This is a genomic window from Citrobacter sp. H12-3-2, assembly GCF_009649895.1.
Taxonomy (GTDB): Bacteria; Pseudomonadota; Gammaproteobacteria; order Enterobacterales; family Enterobacteriaceae; genus Citrobacter; species Citrobacter portucalensis.
Genome location: NZ_CP045837.1, coordinates 2,933,523 through 2,953,582, shown reverse-complemented (window position 1 = coordinate 2,953,582; position 20,060 = coordinate 2,933,523). Strand labels below are relative to the sequence as shown.

Genomic DNA, 20,060 nt, shown 5'->3' with positions numbered 1-20,060 from the left:
ATGCAACGTCTTACCGCGATCGCACCGCCAGAGGTGCACACCGTTTGGGGGCTGTTAAGTGCGATTCCCGATCCGGAAGTGCCGGTGCTGACCATCACCGATCTCGGCATGGTACGCAGCGTTGAGCGCTGCGGCGACGGCTGGGTTATCGGCTTTACGCCGACGTACTCCGGCTGCCCGGCCACCGAGCATCTACTGGGTGAAATTCGCATGGTGATGGCGGAGCACGGCTATACGCCAGTACATATCGTCCTGCAGCTTGACCCACCGTGGACCACTGACTGGATGAGCCCGGACGCCCGCGAACGCCTGCGCCAGTATGGTATCAGCCCGCCGCAGGCCCACGCCTGCCATGCCGAAATGCCAACTGACGTACAGTGCCCGCGCTGCGCCAGCACCCATACCTCGCTGATTAGCGAATTCGGATCCACGGCCTGTAAAGCGTTGTATCGCTGCGACAGCTGCCGTGAACCCTTTGATTACTTTAAATGTATTTGAGGTTGCGATGACAACATTTCATTCGCTTACCGTGGCCAACGTCGAAGCGGAAACGCGCGATGCGGTGACCATCACTTTCACCATTCCCGACGCGCTGCGTAATGACTACGCCTTTCGACCGGGCCAGCATTTGACGCTGAAAGCTCACCTCGGTGGAGAAGAGCTGCGTCGTTGTTACTCCATTTGTCGCAGCCGCTCGCCGTCGGAAATTAGCGTCGCAGTTAAAGCTATCGACGGTGGGCGTTTCTCCCGCTATGCCCAGCAGGATATCCAGCAGGGTATGGCGCTGGAAGTGATGGTGCCGCAGGGGCACTTCGGCTACCAGCCGCAGGCCGAGCGCGAAGCCGAATATCTGGCGATTGCCGCCGGGTCCGGCATTACGCCGATGATGGCGATTATTGAAGCGACGCTGACGACCGAACCGGCCAGCCAGTTCACGCTGATCTACGGCAACCGCAGCAGCCACAGCATGATGTTCCGTCAGGCGCTGGCCGATCTGAAAGACCGCTATCCGCAGCGTTTACAGGTGGTGCACCTGTTCAGTCAGGAGTCGATGGACAGCGATCTGCTACAGGGTCGTATCGACGGCGACAAACTGCGTGCGCTGGGCAAAAACCTGCTCGATTTCAGCCGCTTTGACGACGCCTTTATCTGTGGCCCATCGGCAATGATGGATGAAGCCGAAGTGGCACTGCGCGAACTGGGCATAGCGGAAAAATCCATTCACCTTGAGCGTTTCAATACGCCGGGGACCAGCGTGAAACGCGCCACCGGCGTGCAGGCGGAAGGCCGCACGGTCACCCTTCGTCAGGATGGGCGCGATCGCCTGATTTCACTGAGTGCGGAAGATGACAGCATTCTCGACGCCGCGTTGCGCCAGGGCGCTGACCTGCCGTTCGCCTGTAAAGGCGGCGTGTGCGCCACCTGCAAATGCAAGGTGGTCAGCGGCGAGGTGGCGATGGCCGCCAACTACAGCCTTGAAGCCGATGAACTGGCGGCGGGCTATGTGCTGAGCTGCCAGGCGCTGCCAACCAGCGGTGACGTAGTGGTCGACTTCGATGCGCGGGGGATGGCATGAGCGAACTGCTGATTTCCCGTCACGACCGTGTACTGCAACTGACCCTGAACCGTCCGCAGGCGCGCAACGCCCTGAACAATGCGCTGCTAACGCAGATTGCTGACGCGCTGGAAAGCGCGGCGGCGGACGCCAGCATCAGCGTTTGCGTGATTAGCGGCAACCCGCGCTACTTCGCTGCCGGAGCCGATCTCAACGAAATGGCGGAAAAAGATCTGCCCGCCACTTTCGACGATATTCGCCCACGCCTGTGGGCACGTATTGATGCCTTCAACAAGCCGCTGATCGCGGTGGTTAACGGTTACGCGCTGGGAGCCGGGTGCGAGCTGGCTCTTCTGTGCGACCTGGTGATTGCCGGGGATAACGCCCGCTTTGGTCTGCCGGAGATTACTCTCGGCACCATGCCAGGGGCGGGCGGTACGCAGCGGCTTATCCGTTGTGTTGGCAAAGCGCTGGCCAGCCGAATGGTGCTGAGCGGTGAAAGCATTGATGCCGAACGAGCGCAACAGGCCGGGCTGGTGAGTGACATTCACCCGGCGAACCTCTCCGATGAATACGCGCTCAAGCTGGCGGCGACCATCGCCCGTCACTCACCGCTGGCGCTGCGGGCGGCAAAACAGTCTCTACGCGCTGCGCAAGAAGTGGGTCTCCAGGCCGGTCTGGTGCAGGAACGTCAGCTGTTTACGCTGCTGAGCGGCACCGAAGATCGTCGTGAAGGCGTCAGCGCCTTTTTAGAAAAACGCACACCGGAATTTAAAGGACGCTAATCGTGGACGCATTTATTCTCAGCGAAGTGGAGCAGGGCGTGATGACTATCACCCTGAACCGCCCGGATCGACTCAACAGCTTTAACGACGTGATGCACCAGCAGCTTGCCGATTGCCTGAAACAGGCCGAGCGCGACGACACCATTCGTTGCCTGCTGATCACCGGCGCCGGACGCGGATTTTGCGCCGGACAGGATCTGAACGACCGTAACGTTGACCCGAGCGGCCCCGCGCCGGATCTGGGCATGTCGGTGGAACGCTTCTACAACCCGCTGGTGCGCCGCTTAGCCGCGCTGCCGAAGCCGGTTATCTGCGCCGTCAACGGCGTTGCCGCTGGTGCCGGTGCCACACTGGCCTTGGGCTGCGACATCGTCCTCGCCGCGCGCTCGGCGAAGTTTGTTATGGCCTTCAGCAAACTCGGCCTGGTGCCGGACTGCGGCGGAAGCTGGGTGCTGCCGCGCGTAGTCGGTCGCGCTCGCGCCGTGGGTTTGCTGATGCTTGGCCATAACCTCAGCGCCGAACAGGCCGCGCAGTGGGGCATGATCTGGCAAGTGGTCGACGATGCCGAGTTGAAAGATGCCGCGTTGACCATGGCGCGCCATTTCGCGACGCAGCCGACCTATGGCCTGGGGCTGATTAAGAAAGCCTTGCAGCTTTCCGAAACCAACACGCTGGATCAGCAGCTTGAGCTTGAACGCGACTACCAGCGCATGGCCGGTCGCAGCGACGACTACCGCGAAGGGGTCAGCGCCTTCCTCGCCAAACGTCCACCACAGTTCAGCGGGAAATAAGCCATGACGCAAACTCTTCATCGCGTTGCCGTGATCGGCGGCGGAACAATGGGTGCAGGTATTGCCGAGGTGGCTGCCAGCGCCGGACATTCGGTCCTGCTGTATGACATTTCCGCTGAGGCGATTACTCGCGCCATTGAGGGTATTCGCCAGCGACTCGACGTTCGTGTTGGTCGTGGAAAAATCAGTGCGGAACAGGCCAGTGAGCTGCTGGCACGGATCGCCCCCGCGACTGAACTGAATCAGCTTGCCGATGCACAACTGGTGATTGAAGCCGCTTCCGAGCAGCTGGAAATTAAAAAAGCGCTGTTTAGTCAGTTGGCGGAGATCTGTTTGCCGTCAACGCTGCTAACCAGTAATACCTCGTCGATCTCAATTACCGCGATTGCGGCGGGAGTGAAGCATCCGGAACGTGTGGCGGGGCTGCACTTCTTTAACCCGGCACCGGTGATGAAACTGGTGGAAGTGGTGAGCGGGCTTGCCACCTCAACCGAGGTAGTCGAGCAGCTTTGCCAGTGCGTGACTGCCTGGGGCAAACAGCCGGTGCGCTGCCGCTCTACGCCAGGCTTTATCGTTAACCGCGTGGCCCGTCCGTACTACGCCGAAGCCTGGCGTGCACTGGAAGAACAGGTTGCGTCAGCGGAAGTGATTGATGCCGCACTGCGCGACGGCGGCGGGTTCCCGATGGGACCGCTGGCGCTGACCGACTTGATTGGCCAGGACGTCAACTTTGCCGTGACCTGTTCGGTGTTTAACACCTTCTGGCAGGACCGCCGTTTTCTGCCGTCTTTGCTGCAACAGGAGCTCGCTCTGGCGGGGCGTCTGGGCAAGAAGAGCGGTCACGGTGTCTATCGCTGGCCTGCTGAAGTATCGCCTGAACTGGCTGTTGCAGCGGTAGCGCCTGAAAATGCAGCAAAAAATATCAAGCGTGACGTTGTCACTGAACTGGATGATGTGCTGCTCCTTGAAACGACCGGTGAAACCGCGCTGGCCTTAAGCGTGCAGCACCAGCGCCCGGTGGTGGTGTATGACCATGCTGCGGGCGACACCGTCGTGCTGGCAAGCGCACCAACCAACCCGGCTTCAGCCACCGACAAAGCGGTTTACTACTTCCAGCAGCAGGGCAAAAAAGTGCTGCGTATTGCCGACTACCCAGGGCTGCTGGTATGGCGCACGGTAGCGATGCTGGCGAACGAAGCGCTGGATGCGCTGCAAAAAGGAGTCGCCAGCGCCGAGGATATCGATACCGCCATGTGTTTGGGGGTCAACTACCCGCACGGGCCGCTGGCCTGGGGTGAATCGCTCGGCTGGGGACGTGTGCTTCGTCTGCTGGAAAATCTACAACAGCACTATGGTGAAGAACGCTATCGCCCGAGTGCTCTGCTGCGCCAGAAAGCGCTGATGGAGATGCGTCATGAGTAATGAAGCCTGGCGCAACGCCCGCGCCATGTATGTGAAAGACACCTGCGCGCAGGCGCTGGGGATTGAAATTATTGAGATGGACGACGGTTATTCGCAGATGACCATGACCGTGTCGCCGTCGCAGCTGAATGGACATCAGACCTGTCACGGCGGGCAACTGTTTTCACTGGCGGATACTGCCTTTGCTTACGCCTGCAACAGTCAGGGACTGGCAGCAGTAGCCTCAGCGGCCAGTATCGACTTTCTGCGTCCGGCCTTTGCAGGTGACAAACTGACCGCCACCGCGCGGGTCAAGCAGCAAGGCAAACTCACTGGCGTTTACGACATTGAAATTGTCAATCAGCAACACATAACCGTGGCTCTGTTTCGCGGCAAATCCCACCGCATCGGTGGCACGATTACAGGAGAAGTCTAATGCGTGACGCATTTATTTGTGACGGTATTCGTACCCCGATTGGTCGCTACGGCGGGGCGCTGGCAGGCGTGCGTGCCGACGATCTGGCGGCCATCCCGTTGCGTGAATTACTCAACCGCAACCCACGCCTGGATCCCAGCGCTATTGACGATGTGATCTTCGGTTGCGCCAACCAGGCGGGCGAGGATAACCGCAACGTGGCGCATATGGCGACCCTGCTGGCGGGTTATCCGCACAGTGTTGCCGGCACGACCATCAACCGTCTGTGCGGCTCCGGGCTTGATGCGATCGGCTTCGCTGCTCGCACGATCAAAGCCGGTGATGCCGACCTGCTGATCGCTGGTGGTGTTGAGTCAATGTCACGCGCGCCGTTTGTAATGGGCAAAGCGATCGCGCCGTTTCAGCGTCAGGCAGAAATGTTTGATACCACCATTGGCTGGCGTTTTGTGAACCCGCTCATGCAGCAACAATTCGGAACTGACAGCATGCCGGAAACGGCGGAGAATGTAGCTGAATTGTTAAATATAAGCCGAGAGGACCAGGACGCCTTTGCGTATCGCAGCCAGCAGCGCACGGCGAAAGCCCAGCGTGACGGCATTCTGGCGCAGGAAATTGTGCCGGTACAAATCATTGGCAAGAAAGGGGCAGTTAGCGCAGTACGTGAAGATGAACATCCGCGTGCAGAAACCACGCTGGAGCAACTCGCACAACTGAAAACACCGTTTCGTAAGAACGGCGTGGTCACCGCAGGCAATGCCTCTGGGGTGAACGACGGCGCGGCAGCAATGATCGTAGCCAGCGAGCAACACATAAAGGCCCAGGGACTAACGCCGCGTGCACGCATTGTCGCGATGGCGACGGCGGGCGTGGAGCCGAAGTTTATGGGGCTTGGGCCAGTTCCTGCGGTACGAAAAGTGCTGGAGCGCGCCGGGCTGAATATCAACGATATGGATGTGATTGAGCTGAATGAAGCCTTTGCCGCCCAGGCGTTGGGGGTGATGAGACAGCTTGGACTGGCAGATGACGCAGAACACGTGAATCCCAATGGGGGGGCTATCGCTTTAGGTCACCCGCTGGGGATGAGCGGTGTGCGGTTAGCGCTGGCCGCAACGCTGGAGCTGGAACGACGCAATGGACGTTATGCGCTGTGTACGATGTGTATTGGCGTGGGTCAGGGCATTGCCATGATCCTTGAGCGAGTGTGAGCTAATTGACCTGCGAGTGCCCTACAAAATGACAACGACAACAACAAAATTAGATCCGATTGAAACCGCATCGCGTGACGAATTACAGGCTTTGCAAACCGAGCGCCTGAAATGGACGTTAAAACACGCCTATGAAAATGTCCCGATGTACCGCCGTAAGTTCGACGCGGCGGGGGTTCACCCGGATGATTTCCGTGAGCTGAGCGATCTGAGCAAGTTTCCCTGCACCACCAAGCAGGACCTGCGTGACAACTATCCCTTCGACACCTTCGCGGTACCGATGGAGCAGGTGGTGCGTATCCATGCATCATCCGGCACCACGGGTAAACCGACGGTGGTGGGCTATACGCAAAATGATATCGATACCTGGGCTAACATCGTCGCCCGCTCGCTGCGTGCCGCAGGCGGTACCGCGAAAGATAAAATCCACGTCGCTTATGGCTATGGCCTTTTCACCGGCGGACTGGGCGCGCACTACGGCGCGGAACGCCTGGGGGCAACGGTTATCCCGATGTCCGGCGGTCAAACCGAGAAACAGGCGCAGCTGATTCGCGATTTCAAACCTGACATGATTATGGTTACGCCATCCTACTGTCTGAACCTGATTGAAGAGCTGGAGCGCCAGATGGGCGGTGACGCGCGGGGTTGTTCGCTGCGTACCGGTGTCTTTGGCGCAGAGCCGTGGACAACGGGGATGCGCGCGGAGATCGAACGTCGCCTGGGTATTACGGCGCTGGATATTTATGGCCTCTCGGAAGTGATGGGGCCGGGCGTGGCGATGGAGTGCATCGAAACGGGTGATGGTCCGACAATATGGGAGGATCATTTCTTCCCGGAAGTGGTCAATCCGGATGACGGTACGCCACTGGCCGACGGCGAGCACGGCGAACTGCTGTTCACCACGCTGACGAAAGAAGCGCTACCGGTCATTCGTTATCGTACCCGCGACCTGACGCGCCTGCTGCCGGGTACCGCACGCACGATGCGTCGTATGGATCGCATTAGCGGGCGCAGCGACGATATGCTGATTATTCGCGGCGTCAACGTCTTCCCATCGCAGGTGGAAGAAGAGATCCTCAAGATTGAACATCTGGCTCCACATTACCAGTTGGAAGTGGATCGCCGAGGGCATCTTGATTCGCTTTCGGTACGCGTGGAGCTTAAAGAGAGTAGCCTGGTGCTAAGCCACGAGCAGCGCTGCCAGATTTGCCATCATTTGCGTCATCGTATTAAGTCGATGGTCGGTATTTCAACGGACGTAAGCATTGTTAACTGCGGCAGCATCCCGCGCTCAGAAGGAAAGGCGTGTCGGGTGTTCGACCTGCGCAAAGTTGCCGCCAACGGTTAAGACTCGTAGGCCTGATAAGCGCAGCGCCATCAGGCGAGAGCGCACAAGTTACCGGATGGCGGCGTTGCCTTATCCGGCCTACAAATTCCTGCCATATCGCGGAAATTATCCTGTGCTATGATTCAAAAAGGACAAAAAAGACAACAGTATGAATCATATGGAAAAACTCGATAGTTTTATTCAGCAGGCGGTAACCGCAATGCCGGTCAGCGGCACCTCTCTTATCGCCTCGCTTTACGGGGACTGTTTATCGCAACGCGGTGGAGAAGTCTGGCTCGGTAGCGTTGCCGCGCTGCTGGAAGGGCTTGGCTTCGGTGAACGTTTTGTACGTACCGCGCTGTTTCGCCTTAATAAAGAAGAATGGCTGGACGTAGTACGTATCGGCCGCCGCAGTTTCTACCGCCTGAGTGATAAAGGGCTACGCTTGACGCGCCGCGCCGAGAGCAAAATCTACCGTGCCAGCGCCCCTGAGTGGGACGGTACCTGGCTGCTGCTGCTGTCGGAGGGGCTGGAGAAAAATACCCTGGCCGAAGTTAAAAAGCAGCTGTTATGGCAAGGTTTTGGCGTACTGGCGCCGAGTCTGCTGGCGTCGCCATCGCAAAAGCTGGCGGACGTACAGTCGCTGCTCCATGAAGCTGGGGTAGCGGAAAACGTCATCGTTTTTGAGGCGCATTCGCCGTTGGCACTCTCCCGCGCTGCGCTGCGTGAGCGGGTAGAAGGGTGCTGGCACTTAACCGAACAAAATGCCATGTACGAGGCGTTTATCACGCTGTTCCGTCCGTTGTTACCGCTACTGCGTGACGCCGGGCCGGACGAACTTACGCCAGAGCGCTGCTTCCAGATCCGCCTGTTGCTCATTCACTTCTATCGTCGGGTTGTGCTCAAAGATCCGCTGCTGCCGGAAGAATTGTTGCCTGCTCACTGGCTGGGTCAGACGGCGCGTCAGCTGTGCATTAATATTTATCAACGTGTTGCGCCCGGCGCCCAGGTTTTCGTCAGCGAAAAAGGCGAGAGCTCGGTGGGGGAACTGCCCGCGCCGGGTCCGCTCTATTATCAACGCTTCGGCGGATTAGCCGAGGTGTAACAGGAGAAGCCATGCCGATTTACCAGATTGACGGGATGATCCCGGTAGTTCCTGCAGAAAGCTATGTTCACCCAACCGCAGTGCTGATTGGCGATGTCATTCTCGGCAAAGGTGTTTATGTTGGTCCCAACGCCAGCCTGCGCGGAGATTTTGGGCGTATAGTGGTTAAAGATGGGGCGAATATCCAGGATAACTGCGTGATGCACGGATTTCCCGGCCAGGATACGGTGGTGGAAGAGGACGGACATATCGGCCACGGCGCGATTCTGCATGGCTGTGTGATTGGGCGTAACGCGCTGGTCGGCATGAGCGCGGTGATTATCGATGGCGCGACCATCGGTGAAAACAGTATCGTTGGTGCTTCGGCGTTTGTGAAAGCGCGCGCTGAGATGCCTGCCAACCATCTGATTGTCGGCAGCCCGGCGAAAGCGATTCGCATGTTAACTGAGCAGGAGCTGGTGTGTAAAAAACAGGGCACTCGCGAGTATCAGGTGCTGGTGGGGCGCTGTCAGCAGACGCTTGCAGAAGTGAAGCCGCTGACTGCGGTAGAACCCGACAGAAAGCGGCTGGAGTTTGATGAGAATTTGCAACCTAAGTCAGCGAGTTAGCGATTCTACGCAATACCCGGTGTCAGAACTGATAGCTGGCGGTAACGCTGACGTTACGCGGCTCACCATAAACGATAGAACCGTCGATATTCGTGTCGTAGGTTTTATCGAACAGGTTATTAAGGTTACCCTGCACTGAGAAGTTTTTTGTTACCTGGTAGCGGGTGAACAAATCTACCAGGGCGTAGCTTCCTTGTTCCGCGCGGAATGTGCCATAAGGCGTGACCGTATCGCTGTAAACACGGTTCTGCCAGTTAACTCCACCGCCGACGGTCAGTTCCGGCATGGCTGGCAGGCGATAACGGGTAAACAGTTTTACCGTGGTCCGCGGCAGGTTTGGGTTTACTGCATTGCCTTCGTTGTCTTCTGCAACATAGCGTGTCGCACCAAACGTCATCTGCCAGTTATCAGTGATCGCACCGTTAATCTCGAATTCGACCCCTTTGCTGACCGTACCATCCATCGCTTTAAAGGCCGTGTCGCCATTGCTACCGGCGATTGGCACGCCGGTTGATTGCGCTACGTTATCCTGTTCAATGCGGAACACCGCGAGCGTGGTGGTTAAACGGCTGTTCATCCAGTCGGACTTCAGGCCAAGCTCATAGTTGTTGCCGGTGATCGGAGAGAGATATTTACCGGAACTGTCGCGCTTGTTCTGCGGCTGGAAGATTGAGGTATAGCTGGCGTAGGTAGACCAGTTATCGTCAATGTCATAGACCAGACCCGCATACGGCGTGGTGTGGTTTTGCTCCATGCTGTAGGTCAGGGTGTCGATACGCCAGTTGGTGTAACGTGCGCCAACAATCAAATGCAGTGGGTCGGCCAGCGAAATACGCGTTGCGGCGTACAGCGATTTCATGTGCGTGGTATCGTCCTGAGCCAATGACTGCGGGTTCCAGTTGGTTTCCGGGAAGTTACCATCGTAGGTATAGAAGCTGCCGATTTCGTTGGGGAAAACGTTCGCCCACGAGCTTTCATAACGGTTATTCTGTTTACTGTAGCTGCCGCCCAACATCAGATTATGCTGGCGACCAAACAGATCATAACCGCCGTCGGCGAATAGATCGACAGCATCCACTTTACGTTTGCCGCTGTTCCAGCCGGTTCCTCCGACGTAGTCATATCCTGGACCATAGTTACCATATGGGCCAATCAGCGTGCCGTCGGCCTTATTAACATAGGCATCGACGTACATCATTTTACTGTCGAACTTGACCTCGGAGTGGGTGGCGTTCATGGTCGCCTGCCAGGTATCGGCAAAACGTTGTTTGATGGTGACAAACACTTTGTTGAAGTCTTTATCGTTGTAAGCCCAGTCCGGCGCAGTGCTACGCGAGCGGTCGTAGCTGTTTTTACTGCCATCGGTATTCCAGCGCGGCAATCCACCCCAGGTTGGGCTGTTGATATCAATGCGCTGATATTCATAGCCCGCAGACAGGCTGGTGGTGTCACCCAAATCGGCATCGACAATCCCGGAGAAGAACATTTTTTCGCTATTGTAGCGATCAAGCCAGGAGTCGTTATTCTGGTAACCCGCCACGATGCGGCCGCGCACGTTGCCGTCTGCTGTAAGCGGGCTTTGCAGATCGGTCACATAGCGTTGTTTGTTCCAACTGCCATATTCCGCTGAAACATTACCGGTGAACTCGCGGCTAGTGGCATGCTTACGGATCATGTTAATGGAGGCTGAAGGGTTACCCGTCCCGGTCATTAGCCCGTTTGCGCCACGGACCACTTCGACACGCTCAAAAAGGGCGGTGTCAGAAAGGGCGTCACCGAGATTCCAGCGGGATTCAAAATAGGTCGGGATCCCATCGACCATATAGTTATCAATCTGAAATCCGCGCGAGTAATAGCTGCTGCGATCTGAATCCGCCTGGCTTTTGCTTATCCCCAACGTGTTGTCCATCACATCGCCCAGCGTTTGCAATTGCTGATCTTCCATGCGTTGCTGGCTGACAATGCTGACCGATTGCGGAATATCGCGCTGTGTCATTTGCATTTTTGTGCCAGCGGTCGTCGATTTAACACTGTAATCCTGCTCCTCACTGGATGCGGATGGAGCAGAACCCTCCACGATCACTGTCTCTTCTGCAGGGGCTGCGAGGCTGGTGGAAGGTAAAAGGGCTAGCGTGACGCATGCTGCCAGCAAAGAAGGGGCAAGCCCCGGTTGGCGTTGAACATTCCCGTTGAGTGTTGTGAAAGACATCGAAAAGTCCTTGATAATTATTAATATTAAGTTCGAATCACCGGTAGTGTGATGAACCCTTTGGTTGTAAATTATTAAGTGCGCATGTAAATACAAATGCGAAATATACGCATTAATATTAAATGTGTAAACAGATGCTACGCGATAAATGAAATATTGTTTCAGTACTATGCTTAAGCGATAGCGATGGGAAATGGTTATAAGAACAGCAGCGGCAAAGGATTTTGCTTAAATAATCGAGGGTTAAAGTTGAAAGAGCGTGAGTAACTCGCTCATACTCTATACTCGCAGAGTTACCCGGCGTAGCATGGCAAAACGCTTGGGCTGTTAATGAAAAAGGAAAACGTCGTGGCAGAAGAAACTATATTCAGCAAAATTATTCGTCGTGAGATTCCGTCGGATATCGTATACCAGGATGAACTGGTCACTGCGTTTCGTGATATTTCCCCTCAGGCACCAACGCATATCCTGATCATTCCTAACATTCTGATCCCCACTGTCAATGATGTGACGGCGGAACATGAACAGGCATTGGGCCGCATGGTCACCGTTGCGGCGAAAATTGCTGAGCAGGAAGGCATTGCTGCAGATGGGTACCGCTTAATCATGAACACCAACCGCCACGGGGGGCAGGAGGTGTATCACATTCATATGCACCTGCTGGGTGGACGTGCGCTTGGCCCAATGCTTGCGCATAAAGGTCTGTAAGCATGACCAGAGGATGCATTGCGCTTTCACTGGGCTTGCTGTTGCTGGCGGGTTGTCGAACACATCCTGAAATCCCGGTAAGTGATGAACAGTCGCTGGTGATAGAATCAACAATTCTGGCGGCGGGTATTACAGCAGAGCAGCCCACGTTAACAACGTCTGATATTCAGGCTTCGGCATCCTCGCGACTCTATAACGAAAGACAAGAACCCGTTACCGTTCATTATCGGTTTTACTGGTATGACGCCAGAGGGCTGGAAATGCACCCTCTGGAAGCGCCACGCAGTGTGACTATTCCGGCTCATTCGTCGGTGACGCTGTACGGCAGCGCCAATTTTCTGGGGGCGCACAAGGTTAGACTTTATCTTTATTTGTAAGGGGTGAATCTTGATGAACAAAATGAATCGCTACGCACTGATTGCCGCGCTGGCGATGTTTCTCTCTGGCTGTGTGGCGCAACGTGAGCCCGCGCCGGTAGAGGAAGTGAAGCCGGTACCGGAACAGCCTGCGCAGCCGCAACAGCCGGTGCCGGTTGTGCCAACGGTGCCAAGCATACCGCAGCAGCCGGGCCCAATTGAGCATGAAGACCAAACGGCGCAGCCTACGCCACGTCAACGTCACTATGACTGGAACGGGGCTATGCAGCCGATGGTCGGCAAAATGCTGCAGGCAGACGGCGTCAAAGCGGGCGGCGTTCTGCTGGTTGATAGCGTGAATAACCGCACCAACGGCTCGTTGAACGCGGGTGAAGCCACCGAAACCTTACGTAACGCGCTGGCGAATAACGGTAAGTTTACGCTGATTTCTGCCCAACAGCTGGCTGTCGCCAAACAGCAGTTAGGTCTGTCGCCGAATGACAGTCTGGGAACGCGCAGTAAAGCGATTGGTATCGCCCGTAACGTTGGCGCGCAGTATGTGCTTTATTCCAGCGCATCCGGCAACGTCAATTCGCCTGCGCTGCAAATGCAATTAATGCTGGTACAAACTGGCGAGATAATCTGGTCAGGTAAAGGTGCCGTTCAGCAACAATAACAGACTCACGCGCGGCGAAGTGTTGTCGCGCTATTTCCCGCAGTATCATCCCGTCGCAACCAGCCAAACCGGCCTGAGCGGCGGGAGCTGCATCATTGAACACCGTTCCCACCGACTGGTACTGCGCTGCCATCACGACCCTGACGCGCCGGAATCTCATTTCTTACGCCAATATCATGCGTTAAAACACCTGCCAGAAAGCCTTGCGCCACGTCCTCATTTTTATACCCGTGGGTGGATGGCAGTCGAGTTTTTTCACGGTAAGGTAGAATCCAGATTACCGGACGCCGACGAACTCGCAGGCTTACTGTATCATCTGCACCAGCAACCCCGATTGGGCTGGCGAATCAACCTGCTTCCGCTACTTGAACAGTACTGGCAGTGTGGCGATCCGGCGCGTCGTACACCATGCTGGCTGCGCGCGCTGAAGCGGCTAAGGAAACGAGGTGAGCCTCGACCTTTGCGCCTGGGGCCGCTGCATATGGATGTTCACGGTGACAACATCGTACGTACGGCATCAGGGCTGCGGCTGATTGACTGGGAATACGCCGGAGACGGTGATATTGCCCTGGAGCTGGCGGCAGTATGGGTTAGCGATGAATCCCAGCACCAACAGTTGGTTAGCACCTACGCCCAACGAGCGCACATTGAGCCAGACGTTTTGTGGCGACAGGTCAGACAATGGCAACCCTGGATAATGATGCTGAAGGCGGGGTGGTTTGAGTATCGCTGGCGGCAAACCGGCGATCGACAATTTATCAGGCTGGCCGATGAAACCTGGCGGCAGCTAACAATGAAAGGATAAGGAGAGCAGTGTGGGCCCAGTAATGTTGGATGTCGAAGGGTATGAGCTGGACGCTGAAGAGCGTGAGATTCTGGCACATCCGCTGGTAGGTGGGTTGATCCTCTTTACCCGAAATTATCATGACCCGGAACAGCTGCGTGAATTAGTGCGTCAGATCCGGGCTGCGTCACGTAACCATCTGGTGGTGGCGGTAGATCAGGAAGGCGGACGCGTACAGCGTTTTCGTGAGGGCTTTACCCGCCTGCCTGCGGCTCAATCCTTTGCTGCGTTGCACGGTTTGGAAGAGGGCGGCAAACTGGCTCAGGACGCAGGGTGGTTGATGGCCAGCGAAATGATCGCGATGGACATTGATATCAGCTTTGCACCCGTGCTGGATGTGGGCCATATCAGCGCGGCAATCGGCGAGCGTTCTTACCATGCCGATCCGCTAAAAGCGCTGGCGATGGCGACCCGCTTCATTGACGGGATGCATGCTGCTGGCATGAAAACGACCGGTAAACATTTCCCAGGACATGGGGCGGTGACGGCGGATTCACACAAAGAAACGCCAACCGATCCACGCCCAGAAGCCGAGATTCGTGCGAAAGATATGTCCGTGTTCCAGACGTTGATTACGGAAAACAAACTGAATGCCATTATGCCTGCGCATGTCATCTACAGTGATGTCGATCCGCGTCCGGCGAGTGGCTCACCTCACTGGTTGAAAACGGTGCTACGCCAGGAGCTTGGCTTCGATGGTGTCATTTTCTCCGACGATTTGTCGATGGAAGGGGCGGCGATTATGGGAAGCTATGCGGAGCGTGGACAGGCGTCGCTGGATGCAGGTTGCGATATGATCCTGGTCTGCAATAATCGTAAGGGAGCGGTCAGTGTGTTAGATAATCTGTCGCCGATCAATGCAGAACGTGTTACACGTTTGTATCATAAAGGTTCATTTTCACGTCAGGAACTGATGGACTCGGCACGCTGGAAGACGGTAAGTACTCAGCTTAACCAACTTCATGAGCGCTGGCAGGAAGAGAAAGCAGGTCATTAACGCAAGTTTGGCGAGGATGCGATGATTATCTATTTACACGGTTTTGACTCTAACAGCCCGGGCAACCATGAGAAGGTGTTGCAGCTGCAATTCATCGACCCGGATGTCAGGCTGATTAGCTACAGTACGCGGCATCCTAAACATGATATGCAGCATCTGCTGAAAGAAGTAGACAAAATGCTGCAGCTGAATGTGGATGACCGTCCGCTGATTTGTGGTGTGGGGCTCGGGGGATATTGGGCTGAACGGATTGGTTTCCTGTGTGATATTCGTCAGGTAGTGTTTAATCCCAACCTGTTCCCGTATGAGAACATGGAAGGCAAAATCGACAGACCTGAGGAGTATGCAGACATCGCAACAAAATGCGTGACCAATTTCCGTGAGAAGAATCGCGATCGCTGCCTGGTGATCCTGTCACGTCATGATGAAGCGCTTAACAGTCAGCGTTCGTCGGAAGAGCTGCATCATTTTTACGAGATAGTCTGGGACGAAGAGCAGACGCATAAGTTTAAGAATATCTCTCCGCATTTGCAGCGCATCAAAGCGTTCAAGACGTTAGGTTAATTCTTATTGAGTGTGTAAAAAACCAGCCGCCGGGCTGGTTTTTTTGTTCTTAAAGTTCCGGTTGTCTATCTTTTCAGCATCAAAACTTGATACACATCAATTTTGGTATGACCAATGCACCGTTCGTGTTATTCTCACTCTCGAAGAACATTTTCATTGCCGTAACTTGTTGTTAATTAAAGGCTATGTTCATAACTTTTAATTAACAATTGGTTAATAAATTTGAGGGGGTCACGTTGACTACACCATTGAAAAGGATCGTGATTGTCGGCGGCGGTGCTGGCGGACTGGAAATGGCGACGCAGCTGGGTAAAAAACTCGGGCGTAAGAAAAAGGCCAAAATCACACTGGTAGACAGAAACCACAGTCACTTGTGGAAACCGTTACTGCATGAAGTGGCGACGGGTTCACTGGACGAAGGTGTGGATGCGCTGAGTTATCTGGCACATGCCCGTAACCATGGCTTCCAGTTCCAGTTAGGCTCGGTGGTGGATATCGATCGTGAAGCGAAGACCATTACTCTCGCTGAGCTGCGCGATGAGAAGGGTGAGCTACTGTTTCCTGAGCGTAAAGTGCCGTATGACACGCTGGTGATGGCGTTGGGCAGTACGTCTAACGATTTCAACACCCCTGGCGTGAAAGAAAACTGCATTTTCCTCGATAACCCGCATCAGGCGCGTCGTTTCCACCAGGAGATGCTGAATCTGTTCCTGAAGTATTCCGCGAATCTGGGCGCTAACGGAAAAGTGAATATCGCCATTGTGGGCGGCGGTGCGACGGGTGTTGAACTCTCCGCTGAGCTGCACAATGCGGTAAAACAACTGCACAGCTATGGTTACAAAGGGCTGACCAATGACGCGCTGAACGTTACGCTGGTCGAAGCCGGTGAGCGTATTCTGCCTGCGTTGCCGCCGCGTATTTCCGGTGCTGCGCATAATGAGTTAACCAAACTGGGCGTACGCGTACTGACCCAGACGATGGTAACCAGCGCTGACGAAGGGGGACTGCACACCAAAGATGGCGAATACATTAAAGCCGATCTGATGGTGTGGGCGGCGGGTATCAAAGCGCCAGACTTTATGAAAGACATTGGCGGTCTGGAAACGAACCGTATTAACCAACTGGTGGTTGAGCCAACTCTGCAGAGCACGCGCGATCCTGACGTGTACGCGATTGGCGACTGCGCTTCCTGCGCTCGCCCGGAAGGCGGTTTTGTGCCTCCGCGCGCTCAGGCAGCACACCAGATGGCGACCTGCGCGATGAACAATATTCTGGCACAGATGAACGGTAAGCCGCTGAAAGCGTATCAGTACAAAGATCACGGCTCTCTGGTCTCGCTCTCTAACTTCTCTACCGTGGGTAGCCTGATGGGCAACCTGACCCGTGGTTCGATGATGGTGGAAGGACGTATTGCGCGCTTTGTGTACATCTCACTGTACCGCATGCACCAGATTGCTTTGCACGGCTACTTCAAAACCGGCCTGATGATGCTGGTCGGCAGTATCAACCGGGTGATTCGCCCGCGTCTGAAACTGCATTAATATCGACCTGTGGCGTCGGATGATTTTACGCATCCGACGCCTTCCTTCAGAGTTGTCTGAATCATTCCGCTTTCGCTCCACCTCCCGCTATTTTCATCCGTAATCTGATTGGCATTCCTTACCTTCTGTTGCAAAGTTGTTGCTAATAGCAAAAAAGGAGGTAGTCCCGTGAATAAATCAATGTTGGCGGGTATAGGGATTGGTGTAGCTGCTGCGCTGGGTGTTGCAGCGGTGGCCAGTCTGAACGTTTTCGAGCGTGGCCCACAGTATGCGCAAGTTGTCTCTGCAACACCGATTAAAGAGTCGGTAAAAACACCGCGTCAGGAGTGCCGGAACGTAACGGTCACCCACCGCAAGCCGGTACAAGATGAAAACCGTATCGCGGGTTCCGTACTGGGCGCGGTTGCGGGTGGTGTTATTGGGCATCAGTTTGGCGGTGGACGTGGTAAAGATATTGCTACTGTGGCCGGTGCTTTAGGCGGCGGCTATGCAGGTAACCAGATTCAGGGTTCGATGCAGGAAAACGATACTTACACCACCACGCAGCAGCGTTGTAAAACGGTGTATGACAAATCTGAAAAGATGCTGGGCTACGACGTGACGTACAAAATTGGCGATCAGCAGGGGAAAATCCGTATGGATAAGGACCCCGGCGCGCAAATTCCGTTGGATAACAACGGACAGTTGGTACTGAATAACAAAGCGTAAAATAGCATTATCCTGAACATTAGCCCCCCATTCGCTCAGGCTGGGGGGCTTTTTTTATCAGAAGGTTAAGGCGTAGTTCAGACCAAAAGTACGACCCCGGCCCTTGTATTCATACAGTGACGGGCTGCCGTAGGTTGGGCTATACAGCAGTGGCGCACGTTGTCCCCACAGTGTGGTGTACTCTTCATTCAGCAGGTTTTCCACGCTGAAGGTCAGCTTACCCAACGGGAGCTGATAGCTGCCGATAAAGTCCATCGTGTTATAGCCATCCAGCTTGTTACCGCTGGCGTCGGTCAGATCAAATGTTTGCTGGCTCTGTACGCGCAAGGTCCACGGTTCTGGTGCCCAGCCGACCCACGCGGTTGCTTTGGACGGTGAGGCCAGCGTGACATCCCATTTTTGCCATTTACCGTTCTGTTTCACTTCCGATTTAATGACGTTGAAGTTGCCACCCAGGCTCCAGTCCGTGTCCGCAATGAAATAATCCACCGCACCTTCAACGCCATAAATGCGGCGATCGTCGGGCTGAACGTTAATGGTCATATCGCTACGGTTGATAACGATCGATTTATCTGAAGTCGAGTAGTAAGCGGCCAGTTGCGTGCGCAGACTATCGCCGGTGTAGCGCCACCCCAGTTCGTACGAGTTAACTTTAATCCCTTCCAGACGTGAATCCGCCACGTTGACGCTGCGCTGGAGCTGGTAATGATCGCCAACCAGCGAATAGGTACCGTTACCGTAATATTTCCCTGGGTCCGGAAGCTCCACGCCCTGAGAAAAGTTAAACCACGTTTGCTGACGGTCGGTCAGGTGGGCAAGGATACCGGCGTTGAACAGGAAATTATCGTAATCGGTTTTGCCGCCCGGAATAGTATCGGCAGAGTTCGCAAGCCCGGTCGCGATTCCCTGCTGTTGAGCATAGCCAACGAAATCATCAACCCTGTTTTCGGTCCACTGATAGCGCACGCCGCCGCTGAGGGTAAAAATGTCGTTAATGTCATAGCTGTTTTGCAGGAAAGGCGCGAAGTTGGTGATGCTGTAACCGGGGTAACGCCCGGTGGTATAAGCGGTACGGTTGTCCATGCCGCCGGAGGGCAGGGACCAGGCCAGATCGAAGAATTTCTGATTGGAGTCGAAGGTTTCGTGATCGGCATCGACACCCCACGTCAGCTCCCAGTTATCCATCAACTGGCTGTTGAGGGTAATTTTGGCACCAAACTGGTCTGTGTCCTGCTGTGATGCGGAGAAACTGGTGACTTTGCCTTTGCTGAGCGTAGGGAAGGGGTAGAATTTCAGCGATTCGTCACGGTAATAGATTTGGCTGACCAGGTTTTGGCCAAAAAAATCCGCATCTGAATATTGCAGGCTAATAAGATGACGTTCGGTGCCGGGAATACGATCGGAATTCAGTCCGCTGCTGGTATATGCTTTGCCGTTTCCGGTCACGGCGGACATGTTCTCGCCGAGATCCAGCCCGTAATCGTCATCCCCCTGACTTTTATAGTACTGCGTAACCAGTTGCAACTGACGGTTGTCGTCAAGTTCAATTGTCCCGGTGCCCATGACGTCCAGACGATCGGAGTGCTGTAGCCCGGTTTGGGTGTTATCGAGCAGCAGGGCATCGTGATTACCGTCATACCAGCCGCCAAATCGTTGATACGCGACGGACATACGCCCGGAAGCGCGATCGGTTCCGCCACTCACCGCCGCGGCAACGCGTTCATCATGATCGTTGCTATTGTTGAAGCCGCTTTTGCTCCCCAGTTCGAGTTCAACTTCACGCTCCGGCTGACCTTTTTTGGTGACAATGTTGATTAATCCGCCGGTACTGCCACCGCCATAAAGAGAGGTTGCGCCTGAAATGACTTCAATATGCGCAATGTTAAATGGGTCAATGGAGTCAAGCTGACGGCTGTCGGTTCGCGAGGAGTTCAGACGGACGCCGTCAATTAGCACGACAATGGCGCGACCGCGCATGTTCATGCCGTAGTTTGTGCGTCCCTGGCTACTAACATCGATTCCTGGGATTAGCTGAGCAAGAACATCCTTGAACTCTTTTCCTCCCTGAACCTGTTGTTCAATCTCGCTTCCTTCAATAACCCAGGTTGTTTGCGCCATTTCTGCCACTGTGCGCTGGCTACGGTTGGCGCTGACGATGAGGTTCTCTTCCTCAGCCGCAACAGCGGGTAGAGTTAAAGATAACAGGAGAGGATTGAGCACCCAGAGACGCTTATGCATTTGTAT

The 20,060-nt window shown here is 55.2% G+C and carries 20 protein-coding genes; 18 read left to right on the top strand and 2 right to left on the bottom strand.

The annotated features are described in order from the left end of the window. The 10 genes from paaD to paaY all read left to right on the top strand — a co-directional run bounded on the left by paaD (position 1) and on the right by paaY (position 9,213). A complete protein-coding gene (gene paaD / locus GHC22_RS14150) occupies positions 1-498 on the top strand; it encodes a 1,2-phenylacetyl-CoA epoxidase subunit PaaD (RefSeq protein ID WP_079934873.1) in 498 nt (165 codons plus the stop codon). Between the two features lie 7 nt (positions 499-505). Then, positions 506-1,576, top strand: coding sequence for a 1,2-phenylacetyl-CoA epoxidase subunit PaaE (gene paaE / locus GHC22_RS14145; RefSeq protein WP_048235630.1), 1,071 nt, complete (start codon positions 506-508; stop codon positions 1,574-1,576). Further along, positions 1,573-2,340: a 2,3-dehydroadipyl-CoA hydratase PaaF gene (gene paaF, locus GHC22_RS14140; protein WP_048226908.1), complete on the top strand. Its 768-nt coding sequence runs from the start codon at positions 1,573-1,575 to the stop codon at positions 2,338-2,340. The genes paaE and paaF overlap by 4 nt, the downstream gene beginning before the upstream one ends. A 2-nt stretch (positions 2,341-2,342) precedes the next feature. Then, entirely contained in the window at positions 2,343-3,131 is a 789-nt protein-coding gene (paaG, locus tag GHC22_RS14135) for a 2-(1,2-epoxy-1,2-dihydrophenyl)acetyl-CoA isomerase PaaG (RefSeq protein ID WP_153753313.1), read from the top strand. A 3-nt stretch (positions 3,132-3,134) separates the two neighbouring features. Further along, positions 3,135-4,553 (top strand): 3-hydroxyacyl-CoA dehydrogenase PaaH, encoded by a 1,419-nt coding sequence (gene paaH, locus GHC22_RS14130; protein WP_153753311.1) that lies wholly within the window; start codon positions 3,135-3,137, stop codon positions 4,551-4,553. Then, positions 4,546-4,968 (top strand): hydroxyphenylacetyl-CoA thioesterase PaaI, encoded by a 423-nt coding sequence (gene paaI, locus GHC22_RS14125; RefSeq protein WP_153753309.1) that lies wholly within the window; start codon positions 4,546-4,548, stop codon positions 4,966-4,968. Before paaH ends, paaI begins: the two co-directional genes overlap by 8 nt. After that, positions 4,968-6,173 (top strand): 3-oxoadipyl-CoA thiolase, encoded by a 1,206-nt coding sequence (gene pcaF / locus GHC22_RS14120; RefSeq protein WP_153753307.1) that lies wholly within the window; start codon positions 4,968-4,970, stop codon positions 6,171-6,173. Before paaI ends, pcaF begins: the two co-directional genes overlap by 1 nt. A gap of 28 nt (positions 6,174-6,201) precedes the next feature. After that, on the top strand, positions 6,202-7,521 hold the full coding sequence (gene paaK / locus GHC22_RS14115) for a phenylacetate--CoA ligase PaaK (RefSeq protein WP_003832244.1): 1,320 nt from the start codon (positions 6,202-6,204) through the stop codon (positions 7,519-7,521). A gap of 157 nt (positions 7,522-7,678) precedes the next feature. After that, entirely contained in the window at positions 7,679-8,605 is a 927-nt protein-coding gene (gene paaX / locus GHC22_RS14110; protein WP_020996484.1) for a phenylacetic acid degradation operon negative regulatory protein PaaX, read from the top strand. Between the two features lie 11 nt (positions 8,606-8,616). Beyond that, complete coding sequence (gene paaY / locus GHC22_RS14105) at positions 8,617-9,213, top strand: phenylacetic acid degradation protein PaaY (protein WP_153753306.1); 597 nt, start codon at positions 8,617-8,619, stop codon at positions 9,211-9,213. 22 nt (positions 9,214-9,235) lie between these two features. Here the strand turns inward: paaY and fhuE are convergent, their stop codons facing one another. Continuing rightward, a complete protein-coding gene (gene fhuE, locus GHC22_RS14100) occupies positions 9,236-11,422 on the bottom strand; it encodes a ferric-rhodotorulic acid/ferric-coprogen receptor FhuE (protein WP_032943015.1) in 2,187 nt (728 codons plus the stop codon). A gap of 348 nt (positions 11,423-11,770) precedes the next feature. On the opposite strand from fhuE, the gene hinT reads away from it, so the two are divergent. The 8 genes from hinT (at position 11,771) to GHC22_RS14060 (ending at position 17,816) form a co-directional block, all read left to right on the top strand. Continuing rightward, positions 11,771-12,130: a purine nucleoside phosphoramidase gene (gene hinT, locus GHC22_RS14095; protein WP_071444757.1), complete on the top strand. Its 360-nt coding sequence runs from the start codon at positions 11,771-11,773 to the stop codon at positions 12,128-12,130. 2 nt (positions 12,131-12,132) lie between these two features. Beyond that, positions 12,133-12,507 carry a YcfL family protein gene (locus GHC22_RS14090; protein WP_153753304.1) on the top strand — a complete coding sequence of 125 codons (375 nt, stop codon included), beginning with the start codon at positions 12,133-12,135 and terminating at the stop codon, positions 12,505-12,507. 13 nt (positions 12,508-12,520) lie between these two features. Then, the gene (gene lpoB / locus GHC22_RS14085) at positions 12,521-13,162 is read left to right on the top strand and encodes a penicillin-binding protein activator LpoB (protein ID WP_008784426.1); all 642 of its coding nucleotides are present in this window, start codon (positions 12,521-12,523) and stop codon (positions 13,160-13,162) included. Next, positions 13,143-13,967, top strand: a complete 825-nt coding sequence (gene thiK, locus GHC22_RS14080; RefSeq protein WP_048235622.1) for a thiamine kinase — start codon at positions 13,143-13,145, stop codon at positions 13,965-13,967. The genes lpoB and thiK overlap by 20 nt, the downstream gene beginning before the upstream one ends. 10 nt (positions 13,968-13,977) lie before the next feature. Further along, positions 13,978-15,003, top strand: a complete 1,026-nt coding sequence (gene nagZ / locus GHC22_RS14075) for a beta-N-acetylhexosaminidase (protein WP_153753302.1) — start codon at positions 13,978-13,980, stop codon at positions 15,001-15,003. A 21-nt stretch (positions 15,004-15,024) separates the two neighbouring features. After that, positions 15,025-15,567, top strand: a complete 543-nt coding sequence (gene ycfP / locus GHC22_RS14070) for an alpha/beta hydrolase YcfP (protein ID WP_003030817.1) — start codon at positions 15,025-15,027, stop codon at positions 15,565-15,567. Positions 15,568-15,803: 236 nt separating this feature from the next. After that, positions 15,804-17,108 carry an NADH-quinone dehydrogenase gene (gene ndh / locus GHC22_RS14065; protein WP_153753300.1) on the top strand — a complete coding sequence of 435 codons (1,305 nt, stop codon included), beginning with the start codon at positions 15,804-15,806 and terminating at the stop codon, positions 17,106-17,108. Between the two features lie 168 nt (positions 17,109-17,276). Next, positions 17,277-17,816 (top strand): glycine zipper 2TM domain-containing protein, encoded by a 540-nt coding sequence (locus tag GHC22_RS14060; protein WP_003030814.1) that lies wholly within the window; start codon positions 17,277-17,279, stop codon positions 17,814-17,816. 57 nt (positions 17,817-17,873) lie between these two features. Here GHC22_RS14060 and GHC22_RS14055 read toward each other — a convergent pair whose 3' ends face one another. Further along, positions 17,874-20,054, bottom strand: a complete 2,181-nt coding sequence (locus GHC22_RS14055; protein WP_048235621.1) for a TonB-dependent siderophore receptor — start codon at positions 20,052-20,054, stop codon at positions 17,874-17,876. Positions 20,055-20,060: the final 6 nt, after the last annotated feature.

Excerpts from the sequence above, each read along its gene's own strand:
- paaD (WP_079934873.1), top strand. The coding sequence starts at position 1 with ATGCAACGTCTTACCGCGATCGCACCGCCAGAGGTGCACACCGTTTGG.
- paaX (WP_020996484.1), top strand. The coding sequence starts at position 7,679 with ATGGAAAAACTCGATAGTTTTATTCAGCAGGCGGTAACCGCAATGCCG.
- lpoB (WP_008784426.1), top strand. The coding sequence starts at position 12,521 with ATGAACAAAATGAATCGCTACGCACTGATTGCCGCGCTGGCGATGTTT.
- paaI (WP_153753309.1), top strand. The coding sequence starts at position 4,546 with ATGAGTAATGAAGCCTGGCGCAACGCCCGCGCCATGTATGTGAAAGAC.
- paaK (WP_003832244.1), top strand. The coding sequence starts at position 6,202 with ATGACAACGACAACAACAAAATTAGATCCGATTGAAACCGCATCGCGT.
- paaF (WP_048226908.1), top strand. The coding sequence starts at position 1,573 with ATGAGCGAACTGCTGATTTCCCGTCACGACCGTGTACTGCAACTGACC.
- fhuE (WP_032943015.1), bottom strand. The coding sequence starts at position 11,422 with ATGTCTTTCACAACACTCAACGGGAATGTTCAACGCCAACCGGGGCTT.
- paaE (WP_048235630.1), top strand. The coding sequence starts at position 506 with ATGACAACATTTCATTCGCTTACCGTGGCCAACGTCGAAGCGGAAACG.
- GHC22_RS14090 (WP_153753304.1), top strand. The coding sequence starts at position 12,133 with ATGACCAGAGGATGCATTGCGCTTTCACTGGGCTTGCTGTTGCTGGCG.
- paaY (WP_153753306.1), top strand. The coding sequence starts at position 8,617 with ATGCCGATTTACCAGATTGACGGGATGATCCCGGTAGTTCCTGCAGAA.
- paaH (WP_153753311.1), top strand. The coding sequence starts at position 3,135 with ATGACGCAAACTCTTCATCGCGTTGCCGTGATCGGCGGCGGAACAATG.
- GHC22_RS14055 (WP_048235621.1), bottom strand. The coding sequence starts at position 20,054 with ATGCATAAGCGTCTCTGGGTGCTCAATCCTCTCCTGTTATCTTTAACT.
- pcaF (WP_153753307.1), top strand. The coding sequence starts at position 4,968 with ATGCGTGACGCATTTATTTGTGACGGTATTCGTACCCCGATTGGTCGC.
- ycfP (WP_003030817.1), top strand. The coding sequence starts at position 15,025 with ATGATTATCTATTTACACGGTTTTGACTCTAACAGCCCGGGCAACCAT.